Below are 19675 nucleotides of genomic sequence, written 5' to 3'. Positions count from 1 at the left end.
ATGGCGTTCCCCTGGCACTACTGAAACAAACGGAAGACAAAAACTATGTGGTTCAAGAATCTTCAGATTTACCGCCTGCCCGCACCGTGGGCTTACACGCCAGAACAACTGGAAGAGGCGCTGTCCTCGAACAAATTTACGCCGGCGACCAGCATGGATCTGATGCGCCAGGGCTGGGATACGCCACGCCCGAACGGCGGCCTGGTCCACGTGGTCAACAAACAGATGCTGATCCTGCTGGGCACGGAAAAGAAACTGCTGCCAGCGACCGTCATCAACCAGGTGGCCAAGGCCCGCGCCGCCGAGATGGAAGAAGCGCAAGGCTTTGCGCCTGGTAAAAAGGCCATGAAGGAATTGAAGGAACGCGTGGCCGACGAGCTGCTGCCGCGCGCCTTCAGCATCCGCAGCAACGTCTGGACGTGGATCGACCCCGTCAATGGCTGGCTGGTGGTCGATGCCGCCAGCCCGGCGAAAGCCGATGAAGTCATCAAGCTGCTGTTGAAAGCCGTCGACAAACTGCCGCTGGAAAGTCTGCGCGTGCAGCGCTCGCCCGTGGCGGTGATGACGGAATGGCTGCAGGCCGACGATGCGCCGGCCGGCTTCACGGTCGACATGGATACGGAATTGCGCGCCACGGGCGAAAGCAAGGCCACCGTGCGCTACGTGCGCCACACCCTGGAAGCGGACGACGTGCGCCGCCACATCGCGGCCGGCAAGCAGTGCACGCGCCTGGCCATGACGTGGAACGACAAGATCTCATTCGTGCTGACGGAGTCGCTGGCCATCAAGAGCGTCAAGCCGCTCGACGTGATCAAGGAAACGGAATCGAGCACGAAGAACGACGAAGAGCGTTTCGACGGCGACGTGATGCTGATGACGGGCGAGCTGAGCAAGCTGATGGCCGACGTGGTCGAAGCATTGGGCGGCGAAGCGACGGCGTAACAGCCGTCATGCCGGTACAAAAAAGGAGCTGCGGCTCCTTTTTTTCGTCTGCGCAATATGTCGCGCCATAAAAAAAGCGCCTTGCACGGTGAAGTGCAAGGCGCTTTCGGACAAGCTAATTCACAACGTCACATTAGAACTTGTAGTTGCCGGTGATGTAGAACGAACGCATCATTGGATCGGCGTAGCGTGGGTCGAAACCAACCTGGTGGCCCGACGAAGCGCGCAGCGACAGCGGTGGTGCACGGTCGAACAGGTTTTTGATACCTGCGCGGATCGTGGTTTGCTTGTCAAAGGCGAAACGTGCTTGCCAGTCGAACGTGGTGTACGACGGTACTTGCAGGCGGAAGTTTTTCTCTTCCTGCTGGGTCGCCAGGTTGTACACGGTAGCGGCTGCATCGGTGTAGCCGTTACGGTAGTTGACCGTTACCGTGTTGCTCAGGCGGCCCGTATCCAGGGTCGTCGTCAGCTTCATCAGGTTGCGGAACGTGACTTCGTTGGTGTCGCCGAAGAAGTTCATGTTGCTGGTGTAGATATTATCGCTACCGGCTTTGGTGTAGTTGGCGTGCAACATGTGCGTACCGCTCAATTGGGCGGTCAGCTTGCCGAAGGAGAACTTGTGGTTGGCCGACAGATCCCAGTCGATACCACGGTATTCCTTCTTGCCGATGTTGACCGACAGTTTCTTGAACGAGTAGTAGGTGATGCCGGTCGATGGTTCGGTATAAGTTCCGAAGCTCGACGCATACTTGATCGGATCGGCAAATGCTTGCTCTTCGGAAACTTCCGACACGGCATTGCGCAGTTTCACATCCCACAGGTCGGCGCCGAACGAGAAGGCCGAGCTAGGTTCGACACGGAAGCCCAGGGTGAACTGTTTCGACTTTTCCGATTGCAGATCCGGATTGCCTTGCGACACGGCGTTGTATTGCGTTGCTTCCGCGCGGCACAGTGCGTTACCTGGGTATGGGCAGTCAAATTTCTTGGCGGTAAAGCCGGCGTTGACCAGTGGCTGTGCAATTTCCAGCATGCTTGGCGCCTTGAAGCCCGTGCCGTAGGAACCGCGGATCAGCACGGTCTGTACTGGCTGCCAGCGTGCCGATACCTTGTAGGTATTGGCGCTGTCTTTTTTGCCGACAGTTTTGTTGTTCAGCTTGTCATCGATCGCCTTGACGGCGTCGTGACGGCCACCCACGGTCATTTCGAACGACTTGGTCAACGGTGCCAGCAACTCGACGAATGCGCCGTAGGTGTCGCGGCTCATGTCGTAGGCGGCCTTGGTGTTGAAGTTGTAGATATCGTCGCCGGTGGCATTGCTGCCTGGCGATTGCTCATAGGTATAGGTGCGGTAGTCGCCACCGATACCGAGGCTGGCTTTGCCGCCTGGCAGGCTGAACAATTCACGCGAGCCGTGCGTATCGACGCCGCGCATCGTGGTCGATGCGGTACGCACGGAGCCAACGAACTGCGCACCAGCGATTTGCGCTTGCACCGATGGTTTTTGCGTCACTGCGAACGGGTTGAAGTCCGGATTGGCGAGGATGTTCTTGAACTCCTGGCTCTTCTGGTAACCGCCCGTGTAGCGCTCGTCAATCGAGTTTTGCGACCAGGTCAGGCCGCTTTCGAAGTTCCACGCGCCCAGTTCGCCTTCCACACCAACGACCATGTGTTTGGTTTCGGTGATGGTGTTGCTGGCGCGCAGACCGAAGTCGGTGCTGCGGTAGTTGGCGGTGATCGACTTGACGTCGGCACGTTGCGCTGGCGTCAGGTACGGCGATACATAGGTGTTGTACAGCGGGCTGCCCTTGGCGATCGAAATCGGGATTGGATTGGCGGCGATACGCGCCGTCAGGTCGTAGCGCGAGTAGGCCAGTTCGGCGAACGCGTTCAGGTTGTCGTTCAGCTTGTACGTAGCTTTGGAGAACAGGCTGTCGCGTTTCGATTGCGGTACGACTTCCACGGTGGAGCCCGTGTCGAAGCCGCAAGCGCGCGCATTGCTGGTCGTCTTGTAGGAGTCTTCAGGGCACTTGCCATTCATCGCCAGGTAAGGCGTAAAGGCTGTCGATTTAGCACCGCTATTGTAGGCAACTGTGGCGCCTGCTGGCGAAGCCGAGGTGCTGGTGCGGTCCCATACATAGTTGTTGCCGTTGCGGCTGAATGGCACATACGAGGTAGCGGCGAAATCGCGGTCAGTGGCGCGCAGTTTCGATTGCTCATCGTGGCGGTACGACAGCAGCACGTTGAAGCGGTCTTCGTCCAGGTCGCCGAAACCGTAGGTGACGCTGGTATTCCAGGCGTTGCCGCCTTTGTCTTCCGGACCGCCATAGGTGGCTTCCAGAGTGGCGCCTTGCTGGTTTTTCTTCAGGATGAAGTTCAGTACGCCGGCAATGGCGTCCGAGCCGTACAGGGCCGAAGCGCCGTCGGTCAGGATCTCGACGCGCTCAACGGCGCTCATCGGGATGGCGTTCAGGTTGACCGTGGTGCCGGAGCCTTGTGGTGCGATGCGGCGGCCGTTCAGCAGTACCAGGGTGTAGGACTCGCCGATACCGTGCAGCGATGCACTGGTATTGCCGCCCGAGTCGGAACCGGCAGCAACTGCGCCGATGGTGAAGCCTTGCATGGCTGGCAGGGCCTGGATCAGGTCGGCTACCGAAGTGGCGCCCGATTTGGCGATCGCTTCTTGCGACAGGCGCTGTACAGGCAGTGCGCCTTCGACAGCGATACGCTTGATACTCGAACCGGTAATTTCAACTTTTTGAATTGCTTCGTCCGCCATGGATTGGCCGGAGAACAAGACGCTGCCTGCCAGGACGGTCAGGGCCAGGCGTACGCTGCGCACGCCAATTTTTTCTTTAAATGCCATTGTAACAATTACTCCGTAGTAGTTTTAATAACGACAAGCGGCACACGAGCACCGATATAGCCATCGGGTAGATGGTCTGCGGTGCTCGTGTACGGTAGGCGGAACCACGTCGGTGGGAGGTGGAAGACTACTTGGTGCAATATTGTTATAAATGCACTTTTGACTTGTCGAGGCAAACATTATGTCGTCTCAGCAAGAAAAAATGCACCTCAACCGTGTCGGATTTGGCAATAAATTCGAGATACTGAAGAATATTTGATTTAAATGTTAAATATAGATTTTATATTTATAAATATCTACGTTTTTAAAAATGATCAATGGCGTTTTTTTGCAACATAAAATTATTGTATTGGCAATTCGATGTTTTACCAGCAATAATTAGACGAAAAATGTTGTATTGCGGAATTTATGCAAAGTAAAAAAATGTAAAAAAGCCCGCTGAAAGCGGGCTGGTGGAATTGTGACAGAGTGTCAGTCAGAGCGTTAGTCGTTCTGCTTGTGCGCCCTGTCCCGCCATCGACTTACAAAGGCTGGAACACGCCGGCGGCGCGGTTCTTTTGCACATTGTCCCAGGCGAAGATCTGGCCGTTCATGGCCACATACACGCCGGCTGGCAAGGTTTGCGCCACGCCGCAGGCAAAGCCCAGGTTGAACAGGGCATCGGAGTTGTCGATTTCGTAGGGAATCATGGCGCCCGTCAAAATCACCGTTTGCTGCAGGTTCGCTGCGCCCAGCACTTGCGCCGTTTCGCGCATGGTGTCGGTGCCGTGGATGATGACGATGGCTTTCTCGTGCGCCGCGCGGCACGAAGCGAGCACGCGCTGGCGGTCCGCATCCTGCATGTCGAGCGAGTCGAGCAATGGCAATTGCTCCAGCGCCACGGGCGCCGTCATGCGCGCGCGGGCAATCGCTGCCGGCAAATGACTGTCGGAAAAGCCCAGGGTACCGTTCAATTCGTTGTAGTGCTTGTCGAAAGTGCCGCCGGTGGCGAGTATGCGCAATGTCATGATGTGGTCACGATGTCAGTGGAGAATGACGCGCATGATATCGTGGATTGATGCCCTTGCGTGAATGGCGCTGCGGATGGGGCAGCGTGCTTGCCGCCTGCGCTTGCGCCGCATCTGGAAAATTTGGCCATCTGTGAGTACACTGGTTTCTTTGTTTGCCTGCCCCCCGACTCCGTATGAAAGCGCTCGCTCCCGGCACCGTCATTTTTCACCGCCACCGCGGTTACGGGGTGATCACGTCCGTCAATTTGCTGACGGGCTGGATCGCCGCCCGTTTCGGCAGCGAAGCGCGGACCCTGGACCTGAACCTGTCGACCGACGACGTGCAGTTTGCCGATGGCGAAGCGATCCTGTTTCGCCGCGCGCCGCCGGACCGCATGCCGCACGCGCGTCTGATGGCCATGGTGCGCGAGCTGCACCAGGCCGGCTATCAAAAGCTGTATCTGTATGCCTGGCCCAAGCCGTCGGGCTTGCACTGGCGCTGGCATTTGTTTACGGGGCCGCGCGACTGGATGCAGCGGCCCTGGCGCGAAGGCTGGTATGGCTCGGGCGCCGATTACAACGTCAACCCCGTGATGGGCTGGGGCGATTCCCCGGGCGCCACCACTGGCGAGCTGATCGATGCCCTGGCCCGCTTCGACCCGCAGGGGCTGGCGCAGGCGCTGGGCCGCGACGACGACCATAGCGACTGGTTTGGCCGCGTCTGCGACGCTTTATTGCCCAATTACATGTACAGCCTGGATATGCAGCGCACCGCAGGCGAGCCCCTGCAAGACATGCCGCCCGTGCCGGTCGTGGCCGTGCGCGCTGGCGTGGCGCCGTACAGTGGGCCGGACATCGCCTGGCCACCCGGCTGGGCCGGCCTGTGGCGGGGCCGGCACGTGCTGCCCGCGCCCGCCATCGGCATCACGGGCGAGCCGGACTTGCTGAAGGGTTTTCAGCGTTCCTGAGGGCTTTGCCGCGCATGTTGCAACACCTCGGGATTGAGCAGGCGCGTGCATTGGCCCTGCGTAAAATCGACGATGTTTTGCAAGGCATAGCGGAAATACAGTTCATAGCTGTCACGCTCGACGTAGCCCAGGTGCGGCGTGGCCAGCACGTTCGGTAGCAGCAGCAATGGCGAGCCTGGCGGCAGCGGCTCGTCCGTAAACACGTCCAGCGCGGCGGCGCCCGGGCGCCCCATCTGAAGCGCCGCTTCCAGCGCGCCATCGGCCACCAGCTCGGCACGGCTGGTGTTGACGAACAGGGACGCGGGCTTCATGCGCGCTAGGTCCTCGCTCGTTACCAGGCCGCGCGTCTTGTCGGACAGGCGCAGGTGCAAGCTCAGCACGTCGGCCTGCTCAAAGAAGGCCTCGCGCGACTCTGCCGCCGTATCGCCGGCCGCCACGGCCGCCGCGCGGCTCGCTTCGCTGCCCCACACGAGGATGCCCATACCGAAAGCGCGGCCGTAGCCGGCGATCAATTGCCCGATCTTGCCGTAGCCCCAGATCGCCAGGGTGCGCCCTTTCAATACCGTACCGAGCGTGTTGCGTGCCGGTTCCAGCGACGACGTCTGCCACAGTCCTTCTTGTAAATGTTGCGCGTACGGCACGATCTTGCGCTGCGCCGCCATGATCAGCGCCCATGTCAGTTCGGCCGGCGCCGTGGGCGAGCCGATGCCTTCCGCAATGGCGATGCCCAGCTCGGTGGCGGCCGCCACATCGATGTGGCCGCTGACCTTGCCCGTTTGCGAAATCAGTTTCAGATTCGGCAGTTTCGACAACAAGGCCCGGTTGAAACTGCTGCGTTCCCGGATCAGTACCAGCGCGTCGAACGGGGCCAGCCGGATCGCCAGCTGGCCCAGGCCCCGCGCCGTATTGCTGAACACTTTGACCTCGTGGCCGGCAAGCAACTGGAAGCAATCGAGGCCGCGCACGGCATCCTGGTAATCATCGAGTATGGCAATTTTCATGGTGGATGGCCGATTTTAGTGAGGATTTGGTAGGGAAATAACAGGATACGGGAAATGCTGAATAGCCTACTACATTAGTCAAGCTATTCTCCTACATTTTTGCGAGAATAGCTGTTACACGGGTGTACAATCGCCGGCACTTTTGAAGCTTCCTGATTATAGTGATAGCGCAAACTGTTCCTGCAGCCCGGGAGCATGATCCAGGTAAATGCCGCTGGCGCGAGCGCCGCGGCGGACACGACACCAGAGCCCTGCCCGCGTGAACACGCCGCCCGCAGTGAGCCGCAGCCACCTCTCAACGATGCTGCCTGTCTTGCCGGAACGACCAGAATTTCTTTTATTGGTATTGGAGGTAATATGAATCAGCCCGTCATGGGTGGCGTCGCCGCACTCAACGTCCCAGCTTATATTAAACAACAGAAACTGATCAACTGGGTGGCAGACATTGCCGCGCTGACCAAGCCAGATCGCATCTACTGGTGCGATGGTTCGCAAGAAGAGTACGAGCGCCTGTGCGCCGAAATGGTTGCCAGCGGCACCATGAAAAAACTCAATGCCGAAAAGCGCCCGAATTCCTACCTGGCCTGCTCCGACTCGAGCGACGTGGCCCGCGTCGAAGACCGCACGTATATTTGCTCGGCAACGAAAGAGGCGGCCGGCCCGACGAATAACTGGACCGAGCCTGGCGAGATGCGCCACACTCTGAACGGCCTGTTCGATGGCTGCATGCGCGGCCGCACCATGTATGTCGTGCCATTCTCGATGGGCCCGCTGGGCTCGCCAATCGCGCACATCGGCGTGGAACTGTCCGATTCGCCGTATGTCGCCGTCAACATGAAGATCATGACCCGCATGGGCCGTGCCGTGTACGACGTGCTGGGTACCGATGGCGCATTCGTGCCATGCGTGCACAGCGTGGGCGCACCGCTGGCTGCCGGCCAGGCCGACGTGAAATGGCCGTGCAACAGCACCAAGTACATCGTGCATTTCCCGGAAACGCGTGAAATCTGGTCCTTCGGTTCCGGCTACGGCGGCAACGCCTTGCTGGGCAAGAAATGTTTCGCCCTGCGTATCGCCTCGAACATGGGCTACCAGGAAGCCCAAGCATCGGACAACAACCCGGGCTGGCTGGCCGAACACATGCTGATCCTCGGCGTGGAATCGCCGGAAGGCAAGAAGCATTACGTCGCGGCAGCGTTCCCATCGGCTTGCGGCAAGACCAACTTCGCCATGCTGATCCCGCCGGCAAGTTTTAATGGCTGGAAAGTGACCACCATCGGCGACGATATCGCCTGGATCAAGCCAGGTGCCGATGGCCGTTTGTATGCGATCAACCCGGAAGCAGGCTATTTCGGCGTGGCGCCAGGCACCAACGAAAAAACCAATTACAACTGCATGGCGTCCATGCGCGACAACACGATTTTCACCAACGTGGCGTTGACGGACGACGGCGATGTCTGGTGGGAAGGCTTGACCAAGGAAGCACCTAGCCATTTGATCGACTGGCAGGGCAAGGACTGGACGCCGGCGTCCGGTACCAAGGCGGCGCACCCGAACGCCCGCTTCACGGTGGCGGCAACGCAAAACCCCGTGATCGACTCGGCCTGGGACGATCCGGCCGGCGTGCCGATCTCGGCCTTCATCTTCGGCGGCCGCCGCTCGACCACCGTGCCACTCGTTACCGAAGCGCGCAACTGGGTCGAAGGCGTCTACATGGCGGCCACCATGGGCTCGGAAACGACGGCCGCGGCCGTGGGCCAGATGGGCGTCGTGCGCCGCGATCCATTTGCCATGTTGCCGTTTATCGGCTATAACATGAGCGATTACTTCCAGCACTGGCTGGACATGGGCGTCAAGGTGGGCAAGGTCAACCCCGCTGCCCTGCCGAAGATCTACTGCGTCAACTGGTTCCGTACGGACGAGGCTGGCAAGTTCGTCTGGCCTGGCTTTGGCGACAACATGCGCGTGCTGAAATGGATGTTGGAGCGTATCGAAGGCAAGGCGGGCGGTGTGGAAAACCTGTTCGGCACGACACCGCAGTATGGCGACCTGAACTGGGATGGCCTGCCATTCACGCAAGAACAGTTCGACACCATCACCTCGATCGACAAGGCCGCGTGGGTGGAAGAGTTGAAATTGCATACGCAGTTGTTTGAAAAACTCGCGTATCATCTGCCGCAGGAATTGGCAGATAACAAGGCTGCGCTGGAAAAGCGGCTGAGTGCATAACTAAGTTAGCGTAAAGCGGCATCTGACAAGCGTAGCGAGCGGCAGTGATTTGTGGCTAAGAAGCGCAACCGTGCTGAAGCACGGTGAGCATCGCAGGCCGCAAAGCGCGCCGCGCAGTAGCTTGTCAGGTGTTGAGAGTTGTAGTGGGGGAGAAACACGCCAGCAAAGACTGGCGTGAGATAAATGACACGCCGGCAATGACTGGGGTGCTATCAAAAAGAGAAACGGCGCGGATTGCATGAGCAATCCGCGCCGTTTTTTATTGCGCTGCCGTCGTTATTGCTTCAGCAGCGGCCCCAGGTATTTACCCGTCACGCTGGCCGGGTTCAGTGACACGTCTTCCGGCGTGCCCGTGGCGATGATCTGGCCGCCGCCTGCGCCGCCTTCCGGACCCAGGTCGACGATCCAGTCGGCCGTCTTGATGACGTCGAGGTTGTGCTCGATGATCACCAGAGTGTTGCCCTGGTCGCGCAGGCGGTGGATGACTTTCAGCAGCAAGTCGATATCGTGGAAGTGCAAGCCCGTCGTCGGTTCATCGAGGATGTACAGGGTGCGGCCCGTGTCGCGCTTGGACAATTCCAGCGACAGTTTCACGCGCTGCGCTTCGCCGCCGGACAGGGTCGTGGCGCTCTGGCCCAGCTTGATGTAGCCGAGGCCCACGTCGAGCAGGGTTTGCAGCTTGCGTGCGATCAAAGGGACGGGCTTGAAGAATTCATGCGCTTCTTCCACCGTCATGCCCAGCACTTCCGTGATGTTCTTGCCCTTGTATTGCACTTCCAGTGTTTCGCGGTTGTAGCGCTTGCCGTGGCACACGTCGCACGGCACGTAGACGTCAGGCAAGAAATGCATCTCGACCTTGATCACGCCATCGCCCTGGCACGCTTCGCAACGCCCACCCTTGACGTTGAACGAGAAGCGGCCTGCGCTGTAGCCGCGTTCCTTGGCCGTCGGCACCGTGGAGAACAGATCGCGGATCGGCGTAAACAAGCCCGTGTACGTGGCGGGATTGGAGCGCGGCGTGCGGCCGATCGGCGCCTGGTCGACGGAAATGACCTTGTCGAAGTGTTCCAGGCCGCTGATCGACTCGTGCGGCGCCGGTTCCGTCTGCGAACCATACAAATGGCGCGACAGGGCCGGATACAAGGTATCGTTGACCAGCGACGATTTGCCCGAGCCGGACACGCCCGTCACGCATGTCATCAAGCCCACAGGCAAGCTCAGCGACACCTTTTTCAGGTTGTTGCCCGTCGCGCCAGTAATGACCAGCTGCTTTTCCGGATTGCTGGCGTGGCGCTTGGCCGGCACGGCGATTTTCAGCTTGCCGTTCAGGTATTGCGCCGTCAGCGATTTCTTGTTTTTGAGAATGTCTTGCAGGGTGCCTTCGGCGATGATCTCGCCGCCGTGCACGCCCGCGCCGATGCCCATGTCGACGATGTAGTCGGCCGTGCGGATGGCGTCCTCGTCATGCTCGACCACCAGCACGCTGTTGCCGATGTCGCGCAAGTGTTTCAAGGTTTCGATCAGGCGGTCATTATCGCGCTGGTGCAAGCCGATCGACGGCTCGTCGAGCACATACATGACGCCCGTCAAACCGGAGCCGATTTGCGACGCCAGGCGGATGCGCTGTGCTTCGCCGCCGGAGAGCGTGTCGGCGCTGCGGTCCAGCGACAGGTAGTCGAGGCCCACATTGTTGAGGAATTTCAGGCGTGAAATGATTTCCTTGACCACGCGGTCAGCGATCTCTTTCTTGGCGCCCGTCAGTTTCAGCTTTTCAAAGAATTCCAGGGTCTCGCGCAGCGGTTTTCCCGCCACTTCATAGATGGCGCGCTGCTGTTTGCCCGTGCCGACCTTGACGAAGCGCGCTTCCACGCGCAGGCGTGCGCCATCGCATGAGGGGCAGCATTTTTCATTGATGAACTTGGCCAATTCTTCCTTGACGGCCATCGAATCCGTCTCGCGGTAGCGGCGTTGCAGATTGTTGACCACGCCTTCGAACGTGTGTTCCTTGATGACGGTGCGGCCCCGTTCGTTGACATAGGTAAACGGAATCACTTGCTTGCCGGAACCGTACAGCACGGCTTGCTGTGAATTCAAGTCCAGCTGCTCGAACGGCATGTCCAGGTCAAACTCGTAATACGCGGCCAGGTTCGACAGCATCTGGAAGTAAAACTGGTTGCGGCGGTCCCAGCCCTTGACGGCGCCCGAGGCAAGCGACAGGTTCGGGAACGCGACGATGCGTTTCGGGTCAAAGAATTCAATGTGTCCCAAACCGTCGCATTCCGGACAGGCGCCCATGGGGTTGTTGAACGAGAACAGACGCGGTTCCAGTTCCTGCAGGGAATAGCCGCACACATTGCAGGCGAACTTGTTGGAATACACGTGCTCCTGGGCCGTATCCATTTCGTAGGCAATGGCGCGGCCATCGGCCAGGCGCAGTGCCGTCTCGAAACTTTCCGCCAGGCGCTGCTTGATCTCCTGGTTCACCTTGACCCGGTCGATGACGACGTCGATCGTGTGTTTTTCCGTTTTCTTCAGTTTCGGGAGGTCATCGACTTCATAGATCTTGGCCGCATGCGTGCCGCTCTGCACGCGAAAGCGCACGAAGCCCTGCGCCTGCATCTGCTCGAACAGGTCCACGTGTTCGCCCTTGCGGTTGGCAACGACGGGCGCCAGTATCATCAGCTTGGTGTCTTCCGGCATGGCCAGCACGGCATCGACCATTTGCGACACGGATTGCGCGGCCAGCGCGTTTTCCGGATGGTCGGGGCAGTAGGGCGTGCCCACGCGCGCATACAGCAGGCGCAGATAATCATGGATTTCCGTCACGGTGCCCACGGTCGAGCGCGGATTGTGCGACGTTGCCTTCTGTTCGATGGAGATGGCCGGCGATAGGCCCTCGATCAGGTCGACATCGGGCTTTTCCATCAACTGCAAAAACTGGCGTGCATAGGCCGACAGCGACTCGACATAGCGGCGCTGGCCTTCAGCGTACAAGGTGTCGAAAGCCAGCGACGACTTGCCGGAGCCGGACAAGCCGGTAATCACGATCAGCTTATTGCGCGGCAAATCGAGATTGATATTCTTGAGGTTATGCGTGCGAGCGCCGCGAATGCGGATCTGTTCCATGTGATTGCCTTGCTTTCAGTGAGTGGTGCGGCCGGCGCATTGTGCCTGGGTGCGGATGAGGAGCCACAACGGGTCAACCTGTAACTATAGCCGGGTTTTGCTCTGCATGCCTGAGGCGTCCATGGGCGGATTGCGCCGCCGGGCGAACGTGCCCTGACAAAGTTTGATGCAGATGCGTACTGACGTTTGAATACTGTATATAATACCAGTATTCAAGTTTCTTGTTTTCACCTGCCGTGAAAAAAACGTGCTGCCGCACGGGAGAGGGCGTCCGCCAGAAAGCGGGTGCTTTGCGCCGCGTGGTCGCTTATAATCCTCGTTTAGTACACTAAACTAACGCGCGGGACACCGGCTCCCGCTGCAGTTCATCAGGAGTTATTCATGGCATCAGTCAACAAAGTCATCATCGTCGGCAATCTGGGCCGTGACCCGGAAATCCGCTACATGCCTAGCGGCGACGCGATCGCCAACATCGCCGTGGCCACTTCATACAAATCGAAGGACCGCAACACGGGCGAACAAAAAGAATTGACAGAGTGGCACCGTATCTCGTTCTTCGGCCGTCTGGCGGAAATCGTCGGCCAATACCTGAAAAAAGGCTCGTCCGTCTACGTCGAAGGCCGTCTGCAAACCCGTAAATACACGGACAAGGACGGCGTCGAGAAGTACGCAACCGACATCATCGCGGAACAGATGCAAATGCTGGGCGGCCGTTCCGGCATGGGCGGCGACGCCGGCGGTGGCGATGACAGCTACGGTGGTGGCGGTGGCGGCGGCTACGATGCCCCGGCCCCGCGCCAGGCGCCAGCCCCGCGTCCAGCTCCGGCACCGGTGCCACGCCCGGCACCGAAGCCAGCGCCGAACTTCTCGGATATGGATGACGACATCCCTTTCTAAGCACGCCATTCTGACGCCTGCCGTCAGACACTGCCGATAAAGAGCCTGCTTCCTCCGTGAAGCAGGCTTTTTTTATGCGCACGGGCGCTAGAAGGCACTCCGTGACGCATGGTCACATTCCATAGCAAGAAGCGGATGGCGGCGCCGTCCCCATGCTGGTCTGATGGTGGTTTTGACGACACCGGAGAACAGTATGGATTTTCGTATTACGGGGCTGTCGCCCGAACCTTTTCTGCCCTATTTTTCCTTGTCCGATGCCGAGTTAACGGCGTTCGGCATGCGGCGCCAGGTGGTCGACCAACACCCCGGATTTCCTGACCGTGTAACGCTGATGGACGCCGAACTGGGCGAGACCGTGCTGTTATTGAATCATGTGTGCCAGCCCGCCATGACGCCTTACCGGGCTTGCCACGCCATTTTTGTCCGCGAGGGCGCCACGCAAGCGTACGATGCTGTCAACCAGGTGCCGGAATCGATGCGGCGGCGCATGTTGTCGCTGCGCGCCTATGCTGCCGATGGCATGATGCTCGATGCCGACGTGGTGGACGGCACTGCCGTGGAAGCCGTCATTGCAGAATTATTTGCCAATGCGGACGTCAGTTATATTCACGTCCACAATGCCAAGCGGGGCTGTTACGCGGGCCGTATCGACCGTGTTGGCAGCTCCCTTGTTTAATCGCGCAAGCCGATATCGAGCGTGTATGTCGCCACCGCATTCCTGCGCGCCGCGTTGCGCATCAGGTAAACCTGTACCGTGTACTCGCCATCGGCTGGCAGTTTTGCCTGGTAGCTGTTGCCGCCGGATGAACCGATGAACAGGGCTTCATCCTGGCCTGGCTGGCGGATGTTGAAGTAATTCGACGGTTGGTTGGTCTTCAGCTTGAGGCTGAGGGTCTGGCCGGCCTTGCCTGTCACCGTGTATTCGGCCGTGGCGTAGCCCTTGATCTTGCCTTTCACGCTGTGCACGGTTTTTCCTGCCGTCAGTTCCACTGTTTCCTTGTGGACCGGGTCGGCGCTCCAGGCGGGCATGGTGAAAACGAGGGCTGCCAGCAGCAGGCTGGCGCGAATGGGCAGATGGCGACGCGGCATGGGGACTTCCTCTTGAACGTGGTGCCAGCGCGCTCGCCGGCGATGCTGGCCATGTTACGCCAGATGCCGCGATTGGCCAGTACGGCAGCGCTCGTATAGCGTGTGCCGGTGCGTTTTTTCCTCCTTTCTTGACCTGTGCGCTTTTTCCGGGCGCGCACGTTTCAATACGCGGAAAAAGACGAAATTCAGGTAGGCTGAAGCGTCTCTTCTCACTACTCTGAAAGGAACGCAGCATGGGTATTTCCGGAAAAGTCGCGCTCGTCACGGGGGCCGCGCAAGGTATCGGCAAGGCGATCGCCTTGCGCCTGGCCAAGGATGGCGCCGATATCGCGCTGGTGGATCTGAACCAGGAAAAGCTGGACACGGCCGCCGCTGAAGTGCGCGCGCTGGGACGCCGCGCCGTCACCTTCATTGCCGACGTGTCGCAGCTCGCTCAGGTCACCGAAGCGGTGGCGTTTGCCGAGCAGGAGCTGGGCGGCTTCGACATCATCGTCAACAACGCCGGTATCGCACAAGTGCAGCCGCTGCTCGACGTGACGCCGGAAGAGGTCGACCGCATCATGCGCATCAATGTGCAAGGGACGCTCTGGGGCATCCAGGCGGCCGCCAAGACCTTCAAGAAGCGCAAGCAGAAAGGCAAGATCATCAATGCCTGCTCCATCGCCGGTCATGACGGTTTTGCCTTGCTGGGCGTGTACTCGGCCACCAAGTTTGCCGTGCGCGCGCTGACGCAGGCGGCGGCCAAGGAACTGGCGGCCGACGGCATCACCGTCAACGCGTATTGCCCTGGCGTCGTCGGCACGGACATGTGGACCGAGATCGACAAGCGCATGGCTGAAGTGACGGGCGCCGAGCTGGGCGCGACGTATAAAAAATATGTGGACGGCATCGCGCTGGGGCGCGCCGAGACGCCGGACGACGTGGCAGGGCTCGTCTCCTTCCTGGCGGGGCCCGATGCCGATTACATGACGGGCCAGGCGCCGCTGATCGACGGGGGATTGGTGTACCGTTGATGGCGTGATTGGGGGGCTGGCGGGGAATCGGCGTCCCCGTCAGACCCCCATCGATTAATTCACGCTGACTTCCTTGCGATTGTCGCGCGGAACCCTGTCGATCATCTTGTTGTACGGATCGACGCCCACTTCAAACGGTTTTTCCTTCACCGTGATGGTGATCACGGGGTCGCTGCCCGACAACACGCGCTTGTCGGTGAACAGGACTTTTTCATCTTTTTCCTTGCCGCCCGCCGGGCGCGCGAAGATGGCGATTTCCACCGGCTCGTCGTAGGCGCGTGGGCTTTCCTTGCCCTTGCCGTCGGACTCCAGTTTGGCCAAGTGCAATTGCATGGTGACATCCCACTGACCGTCCTTGCGCTGCACGGCGCTCGCTTGCGTGACGCGGTTGTCGTAGAAGACGATTTTCTCGAACAGGTCCGTGATCAGCGCCTGCTTGTCCTGCGGCGCTTCGGCGCGGATGTAGGCCAGCAGTTCCGACGACGTGGTGAACGGCGCCTGCTGGTAGCCCTTGTCCTGCAGATAGCGTTTCAGCGCACGGTTCAGCGCTTCCTCGCCGATTTCATCGCGCAGGCGGTAGAACACCAGGCTGCCCTTGTTGTAGTGGATATATTGCTGTCCCTCCACGCGCGCCAGCGGCAGTTCCTCGATGGCTTCACCGCCGCGTCCGCTCAGGTAGCGGTCCAGTTCATAGCGCAGGAAGCGGCGCATCTTGTCGCGCCCGTATTCCTTTTCCATCACCATCAGGGCCGAGTATTGCGCCAAGGACTCCATCAGCATGGTGGCGCCCTGCACGTTGGCGCCGATCACTTGATGGCCCCACCACTGGTGCGCCATTTCATGCGCCGTGACGTAGAACACATAATCGATGTCATCCTTGTCGCGCAGGTCGGCGATGAAGCCGATGCCTTCCGAATACGGGATCGTATTGGCAAACGACTGCGCGAAGCTCTGGTAGCCGGGGAATTCCAGGATGCGCACCTGCTTGTGCTGGTAGGGCGTGAACTCGGTGGTGTAATAGTCGAGCGACTTTTGCACGGAGGTAATCATGCGCTGCGTATTGTAGCCATGCTTTTTATCGAAATAAATTTCGATCGGCAAGCCTTTCCACGCATCTTTCTTGACTTCCCAGCGCGCCGACAGGTAGGCGAAGAACGGCATCATCGGCTGGTCCATCTTGTAGCGGTAATAGCGGCGGCCATCCTTTTCCCAGCTCTTCTGCAGGTAGCCGGGCGCCAGGGCGATCTGCTCGCCGCTGGTGGACACCGTCGTGTCGAAATGGATCCAGTCCGCCTCGCCGCCAAAGACCGTATTGCCATACGCCGAGGTGTCTTCCAGCTTGGCCATGCGCTGCGGTTCGCCTAGTCCCCGCTTGCGGCGCTCGTTGCGATCCGTCAGCTCCATTTCCTTGGCATAGCCGAAGTGCGGGAAATACGCCTGGTTGTTAAAGAAACTGCCGTTCAGGTTGACCTGGTCAGGCGCGCCGCTGTTGGTAAAGCCCGCATGCGTGACGGCCACCGTGAAGTCGAGCGGAAGGGTAGCGCCAGGCGCCACGGGACGGGCCAGCTTGAGGATGCTGAAGCCCACTTCCTTGTCGTCCAGCGCCACCTTGTGCTCAGGCAAGTTCAACCAGTGCGTGTCCAAGTCCGGATTGAGTTGGATGCGCAAGGTGTCGAGCGGCTGCTGCGTCTTGTTTTGCAGCACGTAGTGGCCCTTGATCAAGACTTTGCGTTGCTCGGGATAGATATCCACGTCGGCCTGGATATCGGTGATCTTCAGCTGCGGCAAGTCCTTGTACTGCTTGTACAATTTTTCGTAGAGCGCCTGCTTGTCCATGCTGACATTCGCCGTTTCGTACTGGTTCAGCACATTCGTGTTGTAGAAGATCCAGCCGCCCGTGCCGGCCCAGCATAGCAGCACCAGGGCCAGCGCGGCGCCAGCTTTGCCGCTCAGGCGTTGGCGGGCCAGGCGCACGCGCGCACGCCAGTCGGCGGACAGGCCGCGCACCCAGAATGCCTGCGCCAGCATGACGAGGGCCACCGTGAACAGGCTCCAGTACAGCGCGAACCAGGACCAGCCGGCCAGGAAGTGGCCATAGCCGTTCATGTCCGAATACTTGATGGCCGGCGTGCCGCCGAACGCGTACAGATTGTGTTCGAAGTGCAGCATGCCCAGCACCATTTGCGCCACCATCAGCAGGATCACCAGCAGGTAGCCGATGAACTTGTTATTTGACAGCACTTGCAGGGTGAGGGCGCACAAGGCCATCAGCACGAAGAAGAGGGCCCCCAGCAGGGTGCCTTTCAGGTACAGCCCCAGTTCCACGGGCGCGCCGCCCTTGTAGAGCTGGAAACCGATGGCCGCGATGACGCCCACCAGCAGGTAACCGGCGATGACGCCGACCAGGGCCGTGCATTTGGCCAGCAGAGGGACCCAGCTGGGCACGGGCATGGCATCGCTGACGTCGGCGATCCTGGCTTGCCGCTCCTTGAAGATCAGTTCGCCTGCGTAAAAGGTGACGATGATGATCAGCATGAAGCTGAAGCTGTTGTTGATATTTTGCAGCATCAAATGCGTCATCGGATACACGGCCGTGCCGTACATGTTCTTGCCGATATTCGCTCCGGCGATCAGGTTGATTACGGCGAACAGCAGCATGACGAGGAAGGGCACGCTCTTGAACACGCCGACGGCGTCGAAGCGCAGGATTTGCCACCACTGGCGCCAGGCTGTCGCGCCCGTAAAGGTGGGGACGCTGCGCGGCAGGTGCAGCGGCGCCGCCACGGCCGGCGCGGTGGCCTCTGCCTTGTGCTTGCCGAACAGGCGCTTGCCCGTGCCCGTGCGCTGCGGCTTGAACAGGATCACGGTGGCGGCGAACAGCACCACCGTGATGGCCAGCCACAGCAAGCGGTTGGCCAGCAGGAAGCCGGAAAACGGTGGCAGGCCCGCGTTCGCTTCGGCGGACGTGAAGTAGCGCGTCATGCGGCCGAACGCGCGCATGCCGAACGGGTCGAGCAGGACGGCGATCCATTCGTTGTTGATGTCGCGCGTAAAGGCGCCGGCCATGCCCCACAGCACGAAAAAGCCCAGCACGCCCACGTAGACGAGCAACATCGAGCGCGTCGTGGCTGCCAGCAGCATCAGCAGGGCGCCGATGAAGAGCAGGTTCGGGATTACCATCACGCCGAAGCTCCACGCGTACGCATGCAGCGAGAACGCGCCCACGCGCTGCGGGTCGACCCAGGGCATGAGAGGGCCGAGCATGATGGCCAGGGCGATGGCGGCAAAGATCACCAGGCAGGCGACGAAGCCGGCGGCGAAGCGGCCGAACAGGTAATCCCACTTGCGCATGGGCGTGGCGAACAGCATGTCGGCCATGCCCACTTCGCTGTCGCGCAGCACGGCGCCCGCGATGAAGATGGTGATGAGCAACATCGACAGCAGGCTGAACATCGTCAGCAACTGCGCCACCACGGTGGGCGCATTGCGGTTGATGTTGCCGATGGCGCCGCCGACCTGGATCGAATCGCTGCTGCTGGCGCCAAACGCCATCAAGGCGAGGATGACGGCAAATATCCACAGCAGCGGCTGTTTCAGCTGATAGCCGAGGTCAAACTTGAAAAATTCCTTCCACATGGCGGCCCCTTACGCTGCGGCTGCGGCTGCGGCCGGCGCGGCGGCGCCGTTGCGGGCGGCGTTGCGCACGTGCAGGAAGTACACGTCTTCCAGGTCCGGGGCGATCTGCGTGAAGCCGCTGTCGGGCTGGCTGTCGGCAAACACATTGATTTGCGGCTTGCCGCCCACCAGGCGCGTCGACAGCACGTGCAAGGTTTGCTGGTACTGCGCCAGCTCGTCCATGCTGACGCTGCGGCGCCAGACCTTGCCCAGCAGCGTATCGATGGCCGCCTGCGGCGCGCCCTGCACCAGCACCTGTCCCTTGACGATCATCGCCATGCGCGGGCACAGATCCGTCACGTCGTCGACGATGTGCGTCGACAGGATGACGACCACTTGCTCGCCGATCTTCGCCAGCAGGTTCAGGAAGCGGTTGCGCTCGTCCGGATCCAGGCCGGCCGTCGGTTCATCGACGATCACCAGGCGCGGCGCGCCCAGCAGCGCCTGGGCGATGCCGAAGCGCTGGCGCATGCCGCCCGAATACGTGCCCAGGTTGCGCTTGCGCGCTTCCCACAGATTGGTTTGCTGCAGCAAGGCTTCCACGGCCTCCTTGCGCGGGCCCTTTTCCGTCAAACCTTTGAGCACTGCAAAGTGGTTGAGCAGGGTTTCCGCGCTGACCTTCGGATATACGCCGAAATCCTGCGGCAGGTAGCCGAGCTGGCGGCGCAGGCCGGCCTTGTCCTGCAGCACATCGACGCCATCGAAATGGATGCTGCCGCTATCGGGATCTTGCAATGTCGCAATGGTGCGCATCAGCGAGGACTTGCCCGCGCCATTCGGTCCCAGCAAGCCGAACATCCCGTTGGGGATTTCCAGGCTGACATTGTTGATGGCCTTGACGCCATTGGCATACGTTTTGTTCAGCTGTTTGATCGATAGCATG

At 60.1% G+C, this 19675-nt stretch carries 13 protein-coding genes; 6 read left to right on the top strand and 7 right to left on the bottom strand.

Going from position 1 to position 19675, the window contains the following annotated elements:
- The first annotated feature begins 45 nt into the window (after window positions 1-45).
- Window positions 46-942: a recombination-associated protein RdgC gene (locus KO538_RS19080; protein WP_034754435.1), complete on the top strand. Its 897-nt coding sequence runs from the start codon at window positions 46-48 to the stop codon at window positions 940-942.
- Window positions 943-1075: 133 nt separating this feature from the next.
- On the opposite strand, the gene KO538_RS19075 is transcribed toward KO538_RS19080, so the two are convergent.
- Complete coding sequence (locus KO538_RS19075) at window positions 1076-3805, bottom strand: TonB-dependent receptor (protein WP_034754433.1); 2730 nt, start codon at window positions 3803-3805, stop codon at window positions 1076-1078.
- 521 nt (window positions 3806-4326) lie between these two features.
- On the bottom strand, window positions 4327-4812 hold the full coding sequence (locus KO538_RS19070; protein ID WP_034754431.1) for an asparaginase domain-containing protein: 486 nt from the start codon (window positions 4810-4812) through the stop codon (window positions 4327-4329).
- A 176-nt stretch (window positions 4813-4988) separates the two neighbouring features.
- On the opposite strand from KO538_RS19070, the gene KO538_RS19065 reads away from it, so the two are divergent.
- The gene (locus KO538_RS19065; RefSeq protein WP_034754429.1) at window positions 4989-5762 is read left to right on the top strand and encodes a hypothetical protein; all 774 of its coding nucleotides are present in this window, start codon (window positions 4989-4991) and stop codon (window positions 5760-5762) included.
- Here KO538_RS19065 and KO538_RS19060 read toward each other — a convergent pair.
- Window positions 5750-6763: a D-2-hydroxyacid dehydrogenase family protein gene (locus tag KO538_RS19060; RefSeq protein WP_219329324.1), complete on the bottom strand. Its 1014-nt coding sequence runs from the start codon at window positions 6761-6763 to the stop codon at window positions 5750-5752. The genes KO538_RS19065 and KO538_RS19060 overlap by 13 nt on opposite strands.
- Before the next feature lie 357 nt (window positions 6764-7120).
- On the opposite strand from KO538_RS19060, the gene KO538_RS19055 reads away from it, so the two are divergent.
- Entirely contained in the window at window positions 7121-8992 is a 1872-nt protein-coding gene (locus tag KO538_RS19055; RefSeq protein ID WP_219329323.1) for a phosphoenolpyruvate carboxykinase (GTP), read from the top strand.
- Between the two features lie 276 nt (window positions 8993-9268).
- Here KO538_RS19055 and uvrA read toward each other — a convergent pair whose 3' ends face one another.
- A complete protein-coding gene (uvrA, locus tag KO538_RS19050) occupies window positions 9269-12118 on the bottom strand; it encodes an excinuclease ABC subunit UvrA (protein ID WP_034754422.1) in 2850 nt (949 codons plus the stop codon).
- A gap of 381 nt (window positions 12119-12499) precedes the next feature.
- On the opposite strand from uvrA, the gene ssb reads away from it, so the two are divergent.
- Both ssb and KO538_RS19040 read left to right on the top strand, forming a co-directional pair.
- The gene (gene ssb / locus KO538_RS19045; protein ID WP_219329322.1) at window positions 12500-13015 is read left to right on the top strand and encodes a single-stranded DNA-binding protein; all 516 of its coding nucleotides are present in this window, start codon (window positions 12500-12502) and stop codon (window positions 13013-13015) included.
- Between the two features lie 193 nt (window positions 13016-13208).
- Complete coding sequence (locus KO538_RS19040) at window positions 13209-13691, top strand: DUF1203 domain-containing protein (RefSeq protein ID WP_219329321.1); 483 nt, start codon at window positions 13209-13211, stop codon at window positions 13689-13691.
- On the opposite strand, the gene KO538_RS19035 is transcribed toward KO538_RS19040, so the two are convergent.
- On the bottom strand, window positions 13688-14104 hold the full coding sequence (locus KO538_RS19035) for a hypothetical protein (RefSeq protein WP_219329320.1): 417 nt from the start codon (window positions 14102-14104) through the stop codon (window positions 13688-13690). The genes KO538_RS19040 and KO538_RS19035 overlap by 4 nt on opposite strands.
- A 233-nt stretch (window positions 14105-14337) precedes the next feature.
- Here KO538_RS19035 and KO538_RS19030 point away from each other — a divergent pair, with 233 nt between their 5' ends.
- Entirely contained in the window at window positions 14338-15117 is a 780-nt protein-coding gene (locus KO538_RS19030; protein WP_034754412.1) for an acetoin reductase, read from the top strand.
- A gap of 54 nt (window positions 15118-15171) precedes the next feature.
- On the opposite strand, the gene KO538_RS19025 is transcribed toward KO538_RS19030, so the two are convergent.
- A complete protein-coding gene (locus KO538_RS19025; RefSeq protein WP_219329319.1) occupies window positions 15172-18753 on the bottom strand; it encodes a M1 family aminopeptidase in 3582 nt (1193 codons plus the stop codon).
- A gap of 9 nt (window positions 18754-18762) precedes the next feature.
- Complete coding sequence (locus tag KO538_RS19020; protein ID WP_219329318.1) at window positions 18763-19674, bottom strand: ABC transporter ATP-binding protein; 912 nt, start codon at window positions 19672-19674, stop codon at window positions 18763-18765.
- Window position 19675 lies beyond the last annotated feature (1 nt).

Source organism: Janthinobacterium sp. NKUCC08_JDC, from assembly GCF_019345575.1.
Lineage (GTDB): Bacteria > Pseudomonadota > Gammaproteobacteria > Burkholderiales > Burkholderiaceae_D > Janthinobacterium > Janthinobacterium aestuarii.
Note: the sequence above shows the minus strand (reverse complement) of the source record. Positions and strands in the feature narration are given on the sequence as shown.

Coding starts and splice junctions, on each gene's coding strand:
- KO538_RS19080 (WP_034754435.1), top strand. CDS start 46: ATGTGGTTCAAGAATCTTCAGATTTACCGCCTGCCCGCACCGTGGGCT.
- KO538_RS19075 (WP_034754433.1), bottom strand. CDS start 3,805: ATGGCATTTAAAGAAAAAATTGGCGTGCGCAGCGTACGCCTGGCCCTG.
- KO538_RS19070 (WP_034754431.1), bottom strand. CDS start 4,812: ATGACATTGCGCATACTCGCCACCGGCGGCACTTTCGACAAGCACTAC.
- KO538_RS19065 (WP_034754429.1), top strand. CDS start 4,989: ATGAAAGCGCTCGCTCCCGGCACCGTCATTTTTCACCGCCACCGCGGT.
- KO538_RS19060 (WP_219329324.1), bottom strand. CDS start 6,763: ATGAAAATTGCCATACTCGATGATTACCAGGATGCCGTGCGCGGCCTC.
- KO538_RS19055 (WP_219329323.1), top strand. CDS start 7,121: ATGAATCAGCCCGTCATGGGTGGCGTCGCCGCACTCAACGTCCCAGCT.
- uvrA (WP_034754422.1), bottom strand. CDS start 12,118: ATGGAACAGATCCGCATTCGCGGCGCTCGCACGCATAACCTCAAGAAT.
- ssb (WP_219329322.1), top strand. CDS start 12,500: ATGGCATCAGTCAACAAAGTCATCATCGTCGGCAATCTGGGCCGTGAC.
- KO538_RS19040 (WP_219329321.1), top strand. CDS start 13,209: ATGGATTTTCGTATTACGGGGCTGTCGCCCGAACCTTTTCTGCCCTAT.
- KO538_RS19035 (WP_219329320.1), bottom strand. CDS start 14,104: ATGCCGCGTCGCCATCTGCCCATTCGCGCCAGCCTGCTGCTGGCAGCC.
- KO538_RS19030 (WP_034754412.1), top strand. CDS start 14,338: ATGGGTATTTCCGGAAAAGTCGCGCTCGTCACGGGGGCCGCGCAAGGT.
- KO538_RS19025 (WP_219329319.1), bottom strand. CDS start 18,753: ATGTGGAAGGAATTTTTCAAGTTTGACCTCGGCTATCAGCTGAAACAG.
- KO538_RS19020 (WP_219329318.1), bottom strand. CDS start 19,674: ATGCTATCGATCAAACAGCTGAACAAAACGTATGCCAATGGCGTCAAG.